This window comes from Clostridium sp. 29_15 (assembly GCF_001916075.1).
Taxonomy (GTDB): domain Bacteria; phylum Bacillota; class Clostridia; order Clostridiales; family Clostridiaceae; genus Clostridium; species Clostridium lentum.
On the sequence record NZ_MNRT01000041.1, the window covers coordinates 1 to 12,742 of the forward strand.

Here is a 12,742-nt window from a genome sequence, read left to right on the forward strand (position 1 = left end):
GCTAAAAGAATCATAAAATCCATTTTCCATATTTACCATATATTGATGGCTGACTTTTTAATGAAAATTTGGCACACAAGTTAAGTATAAAATACACATTCCTTATAGTTAATCTAAAACTCCTATATTTGGTGATATAACACCAACATTTATTCCATTTACATTCCTTATAGTTAATCTAAAACTAACCTTTTTCCTATATCGAAATATCTCATAGCACTATTTACATTCCTTATAGTTAATCTAAAACTCTGTTAATAGTCCATTGATAGCTAAATCTTTTAATTTACATTCCTTATAGTTAATCTAAAACTATTGCTTTAAATTTCTTTTTAAAGCAATAAAAAACATTTACATTCCTTATAGTTAATCTAAAACTATTATATTTTCTGCTTCTGATTTTTGAGCTGATAAATTTACATTCCTTATAGTTAATCTAAAACCTTTCAGCGAAGATGAAGTTATGTTAAAAAGTATCGAATTTACATTCCTTATAGTTAATCTAAAACGCCATTTTCCGCCAACAAACACAACACCAAGCCCAAATTTACATTCCTTATAGTTAATCTAAAACGATAATCTTTTTGACTAAGAAATTCTTTTTTTATAACATTTACATTCCTTATAGTTAATCTAAAACTTGTTGCAAGTTGTCCACCAGCGTCGGGATTTATCCCATTTACATTCCTTATAGTTAATCTAAAACCAGACCTCCTTTTTTTAATTTTTAATCACAAACCTAAATTTACATTCCTTATAGTTAATCTAAAACAATGATATGTTATTATAAATACAATACCACAGCTTTATTTACATTCCTTATAGTTAATCTAAAACGAAACTAGATCCTAGTATACTTCCAGCCGAACAGAAATTTACATTCCTTATAGTTAATCTAAAACAAAAATTCGTCAGCATAGGCACGATGGTTTAGATCTTATTTACATTCCTTATAGTTAATCTAAAACTTCATATTCAACAACGTATAGATTTTCTTTTACAAAATTTACATTCCTTATAGTTAATCTAAAACGCGTTTAATAATGATATTGTTCCACTAATTATACTATTTACATTCCTTATAGTTAATCTAAAACTAAAGACGATAATAACAAAAAAAACAGAAGAAGAAAATTTACATTCCTTATAGTTAATCTAAAACCCTAAATATTTTAATAGTTTTTCTAGATAAATAGCTACTTGAGCCAATCTATTTCTATTATATATTACTTTAATTTGCAGTACACCATCAATAATATATTTTTATATTTAGAAAAATGCCTTGTTAACATAGATATAATACTAATTACAGAAATATATTATAAAAATCGACTTACTGCATTAATAAATTATAGCCTTATTATAATAACACTGTTATCAGCGAAATTGTAAAAAGCTGACTTCTGTCCAATACAGAAATCAGCTTCTTGCTACTTAACTCTTTTTTATATTTATCCTTGACATAGAGAGCAGTTTACTATTTATTTTCTGTTCTCTTTACATCCCATATTTCATCTGCATATTGAAGTATTGTTCTATCACTAGAGAATATTCCTGCATTACATACATTTAAGAAACATTTCTTTGCCCAAGCCATTTTATTTTTATAAGCATTAAATACTTCATCTTCTGTCTTTTTAAAACTTTCAAAATCAGCTAATAAGAAATATTGATCTCCTTCTTTGATTAATGAATCAAATAAATCATCAAAGTCTCCTGTTCCTCCATCATTTAAAGTTCCATCTATCAGTGTATCCATTACTCTTCTTATTGAATCATCACTTTCATAATATGATTTTGCTTTATATTTTCCTTGAATTTCTTGAATATCCTCAACCTTTAATCCAAAGATAAAATTGTTTTCTTCTCCACTTTCTCTTACTATTTCTACATTAGCTCCATCTAATGTTCCAAAAGTAGGTGCCCCATTAAGCATAAACTTCATATTTCCTGTTCCTGATGCTTCTTTTCCTGCAGTTGAAATTTGTTTTGAAAGATCAGCTGCTGGGAATAATTTTTCTGCATATGAAACTCTATAGTTTTCTACAAAATGAACTTTGATTTTCTTACTTACTTCTTCATCTTCATCAACAAGTCTTGCTATTTCATTAATAAATTTAACTATTGTCTTTGCTCTCCTATATCCTGGGAAAGCCTTAGCTCCAAATATAAAAGTTGTTTTTGGTATATCCATTTCAGGATTTTCTTTAATTCTATAGTATAAATCTAGAATATAAAAGGCATTAAGAAGTTGTCTCTTATATTCATGCATTCTCTTAATTTGAATATCAAACATTGAATCTGGATCTATTTCTACCCCTTCAGTATCTTTGATATATTTTGCTAATTGTTCCTTCTTTGCATGTTTTATATCCATAAACCTTGTTAAGACTTTTTCATCATCTGCATATTTTTCAAGATTTTTTAATAAAGATAGCTCTCTCACCCAATCTTCATTACCTAATAGTTCTGTAATTAATTTTGATAATTCTTTATTACACAATCTTAGCCATCTTCTTGGAGTGATTCCATTAGTTTTATTTTGGAATTTTTCTGGATATAATTTATACCAATTATTTAATTCTGTTTTCTTTAAAATATCAGTGTGAAGTTGTGCTACTCCATTTACTGTATGTCCAACATGTATAGCTAAGTTGGCCATTCTAACTGTATTGTTATTAATTATTCTGAACTCTTGAATTTCTGCCCCAGCATATCCCTTGTCTTTTAATTCTTCTAAAAATCTTTTATCAATTTCTTTTATTATATCTAATACTTCTGGAAATAGTTCCTTAAATAAATCTTCATTCCATTTTTCCAAAGCTTCCGCTAAAATTGTATGGTTAGTATAAGCAAATACTTTATTTGCAACTCTTAAAGCTGCATCAAATTCAACTCCTTCTTCCTGTGTTAATATTCTTATAAGCTCAGGAATTGCAATAGTAGGATGAGTATCATTTAATTGTACAGCAATCATATCTCCTATATCTTCTGTTACCTTACCATATTTCTTTTTATAACTTCTTATTATATCTTGCAGTGATGCACTTGAGAAGAAATATTGTTGTCTAAGTCTAAGCATCTTACCTTCTTTATTAGAATCATTTGGATATAACACTCTTGAGATATCTTCTGCTCTATTTTTATCTTCTAAGGCTTCATCATATTTTTGAGCATTAAATAATGTGAAATTAAACTCTTCTATAGGTTCACATTTCCATAATCTTAATGTATTTATATTTTTATTTCCATAACCAATGATTGGAGTATCATAAGGTACTGCTTTAACCTTCATATCTTTGTAATTGATAATAACAGTCTCACAGTCTTTTCTTATGCTCCATGGATCTCCATATTTAAGCCAAAAATCCCCAGTTTCCTTTTGTACTCCATTTTCAATATATTGAGAGAATAATCCATTGCTATATCTTATTCCATAACCTGTAAGTGGTACTTCCATTGTAGCTGCTGAATCCATAAAGCAAGCAGCAAGTCTTCCAAGACCTCCATTACCAAGTCCTGCATCTTCTTCAATTTCTTCTATTTTATTTATATCAATATTAAGCTCTTCTAAAACTGCTTTAACATCTTCATATAATCCAGTTGATATCAAATTGTTACCTAATGCTCGTCCCATTAAATACTCAGCAGATAGATAAAATGCTTGCTTTCCATTTTCATATAATTCCTTTGTATCATTCCATTTATCAATTATTTCTTCCATTATTGTAAGAGAAAGAGCATTAAATATTTCAAAATCCTCTGCATCTTCAATTCTTTTTGCGTATTTTATCTTTAAATATCTCTCAATTCCTCTTTTTATTTCTTCTCTTACCACTTTTATTCACACCTTCCATACATTTTTGTATATTTATATATTTTATCTGCTAAATCACAGTTTAATATATTCTCTCTAACTCTCCATTTCCAATTTTCACCTAAGGTTGATGGTAAATTCATTCTTGCTTCATTTCCTAAATTCAAGAAATCTTGCATAGGTGCTATGGCTAAACTTCCAACACTAGACCATGCACCTCTTATGAAGCCCCAATTATATCCTTCATTGCTATTCATGGCTAAATATTCCTTACAATATTTAACATCTTCCTTAGCTCCTGTTTTTTCATACCATCCTCTGAAGGTATCATTATCGTGAGTACCTGTATACACTATGCATTTGTTCATATAATTATGTGGTAAATAATCACTTTCTTCTCTTGCATCAAAAGCAAATTGAAGAACTTTCATACCTGGGAAATCTGATTCTTTTAAGAATTCTATAACTTCCTCAGTGAGATATCCTAAATCTTCTGCTATTATATCTACTTTACCTAATTTATTCTTTATGGCTTCAAAAAGCTTCATTGCAGGTCCTTTGACCCATTTGCCATTCACTGCTGTTTTTTCTCCATATGGCACACTCCAATAGCTTTCAAAGCCTCTAAAATGATCTATTCTCAGAACATCATATAACTTTAAACTTTCTTCAACTCTTCTTATCCACCAAGTAAATCCATCTTCCTCCATTGCCTTCCAATTATATATAGGATTTCCCCATAATTGTCCTGTTTTTGAGAAAGCATCTGGTGGACATCCTGCTACAGCTTTAGGTTCTAATGTATCTTCATCTACTAAGTAATCTTTTGGATTACTCCATACATCTGCACTATCTATAGCCACATATATAGGTATATCCCCTATTATCTTAATGCCTTGCATATTGGCATAGCTTTTAAGCTTGTGCCATTGCTTAAAAAATAAATACTGTATAAAGCTCCAATATTCAATTTCATCTTTTAGCAGTAACTCACATTTTTCTAAAGTTTCTATATCTCTTCTTTTAATATCATCATCCCACTTAAGCCATGATACTAAGCCAAAGTATTCTTTTATAGCCATATATAATGAATAATCTTTTAACCATTTCTTATTTGCTTTTTTAAATGCTGCTATTTCATTGCTAATTCTAAGATTGCCACTTTCTTTATAATTTAGATAAGCTTTCTTAAGCACCTTGTATTTAGTTTTAAATAATAATCCATAATCAATACTTTCTTTATCTTTGTAATAATCTTCATCTTCATAATCTAACTTTTCTAAAATACCTTCTTCATTTAAGATGTCAAAATCAATAAAATATGGATTGCCTGCAAAGGCTGAAAATGATTGATATGGTGAATCTCCATATCCAGTAGGCCCAAGAGGAAGTACCTGCCAATAACTTAATCCTGTCCTACTTAAAAAATCAACAAATTTATATGCTTCCTTGCCAAATGTCCCTATACCAAACTTACCTGGCAGAGAAGAAATATGCATTATAACTCCTGCACTTCTATCCATGATTATCCTCCCTTAAGAATAAATAATCTATAGTAATTACTATAGGTATTCCTAAACTTTCAAAACTATTTTCTGTTCCATCTATAAAGTTTCCTCATAAACATATTATCCCTTGTAGTCTCTTTTCTTTTACAAATGATATAAACATATCAATATTAATGTATAATCATTTTGCTAGAATATCATTGTATATTTAGATTCCTTTATCTTATTACCTATTATACTGATCATTTCAGAAAAGAGTGGGTTAAAAACCCCTTTTACTAAAACACCAATATTTTTTTGTATTATTTTGCTTTAGTATTCTAGCACTGTTATTAGGGATATAATTACTATCCTTAATAAATTCTAACACCTTTTCTATTGTACTTTCTTTAACATCTGGATGATTATTAAGCGCTCTTGAAATTATGCTTACTCCAACTCCTGTCAACTTAGCTATATCTCTTATATTCATTTTTAACCCTTCTTTTGGAACAATACATCGGTAACTATTCCAAAAAATCATTAAAAAATAATTTTAATGGCTTGTACAATTATTACCACTAAAATTATTTACATATTTTTCTATATTTACATTATATTATCGTTTTAAACTGTTTTCAAATATAATATTATTTTTTTCTTTCCAAATAAAAAAAACAACCTTAAATAATACTGCACTATTAAAGTTACGTATATCATAAGCAGTGTATTTTTCTATCTTATCCAGCCTATATATAAGTGTATTTCTATGAATATATAACTCCTTAGCTGCATCACTTAAATTAAGTCCACACCTAAAAAACACTTCTATAGTTCGTATCATTTCATTGTCAAGCTTAGAAAATCCCTCATTAAATATATGATATATCTTCTCCTTCTTTTCTTCTGATACTGAATCAATAATTCCTTCTAAAATTAATTTTTTTTCATTAATAACACTTTCACTTACTTTATATTTATTAGCTAACATAAGTTTATATTCACACTCTTCAAAAGATTTTTTTAAGGCTTCATAATTTTCAATCTGGCAATAGCTTATATAATATCTACTGGTAAAATTATTAAGTAAAGCATCCTTTATTCCTATAATATGCTCATAAATTTCTTTTACTTCAGCAATCAAAAGTAACTTATCATTAATTAAAATAACTTCTATATCACTATCATGATATAACTCTTTTATATATAGATAAGCATCGTATAATTTACTTTCTATATATATATCTATTAAATAAAACTTATCTAAAAGAGCAGGCCATACTGCCGAAATTATATCTTTTTCTATATTTTTTCCTTCTAGTAATGATGTAACTATACTTTCCTTATGAATCAAAATATCTTTTAGCTTATTTTCTAAAGAATATGCCAATAAATTTAATGTACTACCAAATGCTGCTTTTGTTTTCAAGCAGCATTCGGTTCCATTAAATTTAATACTTTTACTTACTATCTGATCACTATCATCATATTCTAAAGTTTCATAAACTCCTAAGCTTTCAATTGATAATCGGAAAGGTATATTACAACATTCATAAATATTTTTTACCATGTTCTCAATACATTCCACAATATCACCTCTTAAGCACTTACATATACTTTATCTTAGATTACCCTTAAAGTTGTATCCTTATCAAATACATGTAAACTATTAGCATCTAAGTATATCTTAGCTTTTTCTCCTACTTTTAAATTCGTAGTCCCTTCTATTCTTATTGTTACTGAAGCATTTCCACATTTAGTATAAACATAACTTTCTGCTCCCATATGTTCTACAACTTCAATATCACCAACAATAGTTGAATGTGGATTATTTGCTATAAGTTCTTTGTCATCACTTAAGCTTTGTGGTCTTATACCAAAAGTAACCTCTTTTCCTATATAAGATTTTAATGCATCACATTTATCTGCTGGAAACTTGATCTTATTTCCATTAAATGATGCAAATAAATCATTTCCTGATTTTTCAATAACACCATCTATAAAATTCATTTGTGGGCTTCCCATAAATCCAGCAACGAATAAATTTGTTGGATAGTTATAAATATTTTGTGGAGTATCAACTTGTTGAATTACACCATCTTTCATAACAACAATTCTTGTACCCATTGTCATAGCTTCTACTTGGTCATGTGTAACATAAATAAATGTTGTTTGTAATTTTCTATATAATTTACTAATTTCAGTTCTCATTTGAACTCTTAGTTTTGCATCAAGGTTAGATAATGGCTCGTCCATTAAGAATACCTTAGGATTTCTTACAATGGCTCTTCCTAATGCAACTCTTTGTCTTTGCCCTCCTGATAAAGCCTTCGGTTTTCTCTTTAATAAATGTTCGATGTCAAGAATTTTAGCTGCTTCTGTAACTTTCTTTTCTATTTCATCCTTTGGCATCTTTCTTAATTTTAATGCAAAAGCCATATTGTCATATACAGACATATGAGGATATAAAGCATAGTTTTGGAAAACCATTGCTATATCTCTTTCTTTTGGTTCAACATCATTTACTAATGTATCCCCTATATATAATTCACCTTTTGAAATATCTTCTAACCCTGCAATCATTCTTAATGTAGTTGACTTACCACAACCAGATGGTCCAACGAAAACTATAAATTCTTTATCTTCTATTTCTAAGTTGAAATCTTTAACTGCTGTTACATCGCCTTGATAAATTTTATAAATATGTCTTAATGATAAACTTGCCATATATATTCCCTCCATAAATTCATTTTTAAACTCTTAATATATTTATATTGTACTTCTTGAAATTGTTTTCATCCATATGTAATAGTTACAAATTAACATATTATTTTTTGTAATAATATCTAATATGTTAATTTCTTACATATATACTTTTACTTTGTAATCATAACATAACATAAAGTTTATTTTCAATGTATTAAAGTTTCTACTCACTATATACATCAAAAAAATTCATCCTTTTTTACTTATTATTTTTTAATTATCCAAGAAGTATTTTTCATTTATTTATGGTAATTCAAAAAGAATATTAGAAATCGGTTACTATCTGTATATTCCTATATTTAAAACTCTATTATTTTTTATAATTTTACTATTTACATTTTTATAGTAATCGGTTACTATAATATTAATGGTATATTTAGGAGGTAATTAATATGCATAAGAATATAGTATCAATGTTACAAGACAATTTTATAAACGTATTTAATGTAAAGGATCAACACTTATTCTTCTCACCAGGAAGAGTTAATTTAATAGGTGAACATACAGATTATAATGGTGGACATGTTTTCCCTTGTGCACTTTCTTTTGGAACATATGGAATAATATCTAAAAGAAATGATAGAAAAGTAAGATTATATTCAATGAACTTTGAAGATTTAGGAGTTATTGAGTTTAGTCTAGATTATATGGTTTATGATAAAGCACATGATTGGGCAAACTATCCAAAAGCAGTTATAAAAACTTTTGAAAATCATGGATATAGAACTGAACACGGTTTTGATATATTATTCTACGGAAATATTCCAAACGGAGCTGGACTTTCATCTTCAGCTTCATTAGAAGTATTAATGGCTGTAATCATTAATGATTTAAACAACTTTAATTTAGATATGATATCTATGGTGAAAATGTGCCAAGAAGCTGAAAATAAATTCATTGGCGTTAACTGTGGTATCATGGATCAATTTGCTATTGGTATGGGTACTGAAGGATGTGCTATACTGTTAGACTGTAACACTTTAGAATATAGATATAGTAAAATCAATATGGAAGGATATAAAATAGTAATCGGTAATACTAATAAGAAACGTGGACTTGCTGATTCTAAATATAATGAAAGACGTTCTGAATGCGAAACTGCATTAGCTCAAATACAAACTGTTAAAAATATCAATTCTTTAGGAGAACTTACTGAAGAAGAATTTGAAGAAGTTAAGAACGTAATAACAGATCCAATAGTAAGAAAAAGAGCGAAACATGCCGTTTATGAAAACCAACGTACTTTAAAAGCTGTTAAGGCTTTAGAAAATAACAATTTATTATTATTTGGAAAACTTATGTCTGAATCTCATATTTCTTTAAGAGATGATTATGAAGTTACTGGTAAGGAGTTAGATACTTTAGTATCTTTAGCATGGGAAATGCCTGGAGTAATAGGTGCTCGTATGACTGGTGCTGGATTCGGTGGATGTACAGTTAGTATAGTCAAAGAAGAAAATGTTCAAAACTTCATAGATACTATCACTAAAAAATATACTGAAATCATCGGTTATGCTCCTGATTTCTATGTGGCAACTATATCTGATGGTGCTAGAAAATTATTATAATATATTATACAATTATTTAAATAGGCTATCCATAAAAGGATAGCCTATTTATTACTATGCAAGGTGTGATTAAATGAAGATTACTATTCAAGATGTTGCTAAAAAGGCTGAAGTTTCTGTTGCCACAGTATCTAGAGTGCTAAATGGCAACTATCCTGTAAAAGCTGAAACAAAAGAAAAAGTTCAAAAAGTAATAAAAGAACTTAATTTTATTCCTAATATACAAGCTAGAGAACTTACTAGACAAAAATCCACTGCCATAGGAGTTGTTCTCCCTAGTATTAATAATATGTTTTTCCCTGAAGTTGTTACAAGCATAGAAACTGCTTTAAAAGCAAAAGGATATTCTTTAATTCTTTGCTGCTCTAATAATGATAGAGAAGGAGAGGTAAGATGTATCAATGACCTCCTTGCACGAAATGTTGCAGGCGTAATTGTACTAGATCCTAACACTTCAAATATCAATTCAGATTTTTATAAATCAATTGCTAAAACAGTTCCTATTGTATTTATAAACGGGCATGCTTCCGTAGAAAACATATCTTCTGTTTCCAATGATGAAAGCATTGGTGCTGAGATTGCTTTAAAATATCTCATCAATAATAACCATAAGAATATTCTTTTCATTCGTGGAGAAAATAGTGCTTCTTATGATATCAAAGAAAAAAAATATATAAGCATGCTTACAAATTCAAATCATTACCACCCATCTAATGTAATTAATATCGGTAAGGGAAATGGTAGTGAAACCGTAGATAATACAATTGTATCTGTAACTAATTTCTTAACTAAAAATAGAAAAATAACAGCTATCTTTGCTTGTAATGATCTTATGGCCGTTGGTGCCATAAATGCCTGCAAAAGACTAGGCTTAAATGTTCCAGAAGATATTTCTGTAATTGGTTTTGATAATACTGAGTTAAGCAAAATAGTAGAACCTAAATTAACTACCATAGATCAAAATATGTCTCTTTTAGGAGAAAATGCTGCTGAACTATTATTAGAAAAGATAACTTATAATAATGAATTCAGCAAAAAAATAATTTTAAATAACAAACTTGTGATAAGAGAAACTGTTAATCAGCAAGGTGATTAATCTTCAAAACTAATAAAAATAACCCAGTAATTTAAAATTACCAGGTTATTTTTATTAGTTTTTCATTATCTTGCTTTCGTAAGCTTTTAATTCTATATTATTGAAGTTCTTAACCTTGTCAGTGTGGTTCATAACAAAGTAATAAGTTTCTCCATTAACTTCTCTCTTAACTACTTCAACGCCTTCTTCTGTATCTATCCATTCAATAGCTGCATCAGTAATTATCTTTGTTGCTATGGCATCCATAGTACAGTTATCAAGACCTGTTCCTATATAATAAACTTGACCTTCTTCAAAATTATTAACAGTTACAGCGCTTAAATGATTGTAGAATTCATCATTATACACAAATAGAGGTTTCGCAGTAGTAGTTTTTAACATATCTCTAAAGACAACTCCACTACCTGAAATGCCTGCAAATTCATCTATACCTTTTATATCTATCTCTTGTCCTTCTTGAAGAGATTCTATTTCTTCAACATAACCACCAATTAACTCATTATAATATGTTGGATTAAGCTCTCCAAGAGTTAGATTATTATAGTAATCTTTAATAGCCGTTCTAAAGCTAAATACAACTTTTCCACCATTTTTAACAAATTCTCTAATTCTTTCTTGAACCTCTGATTTAAATACTATCATTGTTGGTATTAATAATACTTTATATTCACTAAAATCAGTATAAGATGGAATAACGTCAATATTTATATTCTTATTATAGAATGGTCTGTAAAGTCTATATACTTCATTCTTATAATCCATTAAGAAACTTTGCTTTTGAATTCTAAATGAAGCCATAGATTCATAATCATAAATAACTGCTACTTCAGCTTTTACTTTACTATTAACTACTTCTTCATTTTCTTTAATATCCTTAAAGAAATCTTGAACTTCAAAGAATTTTCTTCTCTTTATATTATCTTGATCTAATATTCCATAACAATATTGCTCTGCACCTTTAACAGCTCCTCTATATCTAAAATACATAAGCGAATTACATCCATGAGCCATTGCTTGATATGACCACATTTTTGCTTGATTTGGTCTTGGAAGATATCCAATTACATCGTGTCCTTGAGCACCCATTATGGCTTCAGTTATCCAGAAATTTTGTTTTTTAGCACCTCTCATATAATCTAAACCACATGCTATTTCATGAGCTGGAATTGGCTCTCTTTGCCCACCCCATACTGGATAATTATTGTAAGCTACAACATCTAAATGCTGTGCAACTTTTGAAAAATCATAGCTCTTATCAAAATATCCACCTGAAAAATCATGCATTACTACAGAATCTTCACCTAATACTTCCTTTAATAAATCCACTTGCATCTTTGCATATCTTTCAACACTTAAACTTCTAAATCTTTCCCACTCCATACGTAATGAAGGATTATGAGTGGTTATAGTTTTAGCTGGAAGAGGTATTTCATCAAAGTCATTGTACTCTTGCGACCAAAATACTGTTCCCCAAATTTCATTAAGTCTATTTATATCATTATTATAAGCCTCTTTTAAATAATCTCTAAAAGCTCTCTTACATTCATCACAGAAACAAATATCGCTTCCTTCATGACCAAACTCATTATCTATTTGCCATGCAGCAATTCCTTTTTCATTTTTATAGTGCTCTGCAAGAGCTCTTATTATTTTTTCACTAAACTTATGATATGTTCTGCTGTTAAAGCAATACTGTCTTCTTCCTCCAAAAGCTCTCTTTGTGTTATCTTCAAATTCTGATAACACATCAGGATAGTTTTTTGCAAGCCATGCTGGCATAGTAGCTGTAGGAGTACCGAAAATAACTTTCAATCCCTTTTCCTTAGCTTTTGCTATCACATAATCGAAATAAGAAAAATCATATTCCCCTTCAATTCTCTCCATCATATGCCATGCAAATTCACCTATTCTTATTACATTACTACCTAATTCTATTATATTATCTAAATCTTCATTTAACATATTTTCATTCCAGTGCTCTGGATAATAATCAACACCTAAGTACATT

At 28.7% G+C, this 12,742-nt stretch carries 7 protein-coding genes, 1 pseudogene and 1 CRISPR repeat array; of the genes and pseudogenes, 2 read left to right on the forward strand and 6 right to left on the reverse strand.

Annotated features, from left to right (window positions below):
- Positions 1-91 precede the first annotated feature (91 nt).
- Positions 92-1,162: direct repeats of the CRISPR family, unit length 29 nt; unit sequence ATTTACATTCCTTATAGTTAATCTAAAAC.
- Between the two features lie 315 nt (positions 1,163-1,477).
- The 5 genes and pseudogenes from BHW04_RS10150 to BHW04_RS10170 all read right to left on the reverse strand — a co-directional run bounded on the left by BHW04_RS10150 (position 1,478) and on the right by BHW04_RS10170 (position 8,031).
- On the reverse strand, positions 1,478-3,838 hold the full coding sequence (locus BHW04_RS10150) for a glycogen/starch/alpha-glucan phosphorylase (protein ID WP_302699527.1): 2,361 nt from the start codon (positions 3,836-3,838) through the stop codon (positions 1,478-1,480).
- 2 nt (positions 3,839-3,840) lie between these two features.
- Positions 3,841-5,340, reverse strand: a complete 1,500-nt coding sequence (gene malQ / locus BHW04_RS10155) for a 4-alpha-glucanotransferase (RefSeq protein ID WP_302631193.1) — start codon at positions 5,338-5,340, stop codon at positions 3,841-3,843.
- Between the two features lie 31 nt (positions 5,341-5,371).
- A pseudogene (locus BHW04_RS10160) lies at positions 5,372-5,797 on the reverse strand (LacI family DNA-binding transcriptional regulator); the annotation flags it as partial.
- Between the two features lie 126 nt (positions 5,798-5,923).
- Positions 5,924-6,892, reverse strand: a complete 969-nt coding sequence (locus BHW04_RS10165; RefSeq protein WP_302631192.1) for a PucR family transcriptional regulator — start codon at positions 6,890-6,892, stop codon at positions 5,924-5,926.
- Between the two features lie 35 nt (positions 6,893-6,927).
- Positions 6,928-8,031 carry an ABC transporter ATP-binding protein gene (locus BHW04_RS10170; RefSeq protein ID WP_022211067.1) on the reverse strand — a complete coding sequence of 368 codons (1,104 nt, stop codon included), beginning with the start codon at positions 8,029-8,031 and terminating at the stop codon, positions 6,928-6,930.
- A gap of 452 nt (positions 8,032-8,483) precedes the next feature.
- Between BHW04_RS10170 and BHW04_RS10175 the strand changes: the two genes are divergently transcribed.
- Together BHW04_RS10175 and BHW04_RS10180 are read left to right on the forward strand one after the other, a co-directional pair.
- On the forward strand, positions 8,484-9,638 hold the full coding sequence (locus tag BHW04_RS10175) for a galactokinase (protein ID WP_370545589.1): 1,155 nt from the start codon (positions 8,484-8,486) through the stop codon (positions 9,636-9,638).
- Positions 9,639-9,711: 73 nt separating this feature from the next.
- Positions 9,712-10,734 carry a LacI family DNA-binding transcriptional regulator gene (locus BHW04_RS10180; protein ID WP_302631191.1) on the forward strand — a complete coding sequence of 341 codons (1,023 nt, stop codon included), beginning with the start codon at positions 9,712-9,714 and terminating at the stop codon, positions 10,732-10,734.
- Between the two features lie 54 nt (positions 10,735-10,788).
- Here the strand turns inward: BHW04_RS10180 and BHW04_RS10185 are convergent, their stop codons facing one another.
- On the reverse strand, positions 10,789-12,741 hold the full coding sequence (locus BHW04_RS10185; protein ID WP_302631190.1) for a beta-galactosidase: 1,953 nt from the start codon (positions 12,739-12,741) through the stop codon (positions 10,789-10,791).
- Position 12,742 lies beyond the last annotated feature (1 nt).

Coding starts and splice junctions, on each gene's coding strand:
- malQ (WP_302631193.1), bottom strand. CDS start 5,340: ATGGATAGAAGTGCAGGAGTTATAATGCATATTTCTTCTCTGCCAGGT.
- BHW04_RS10185 (WP_302631190.1), bottom strand. CDS start 12,741: ATGTACTTAGGTGTTGATTATTATCCAGAGCACTGGAATGAAAATATG.
- BHW04_RS10180 (WP_302631191.1), top strand. CDS start 9,712: ATGAAGATTACTATTCAAGATGTTGCTAAAAAGGCTGAAGTTTCTGTT.
- BHW04_RS10170 (WP_022211067.1), bottom strand. CDS start 8,031: ATGGCAAGTTTATCATTAAGACATATTTATAAAATTTATCAAGGCGAT.
- BHW04_RS10175 (WP_370545589.1), top strand. CDS start 8,484: ATGTTACAAGACAATTTTATAAACGTATTTAATGTAAAGGATCAACAC.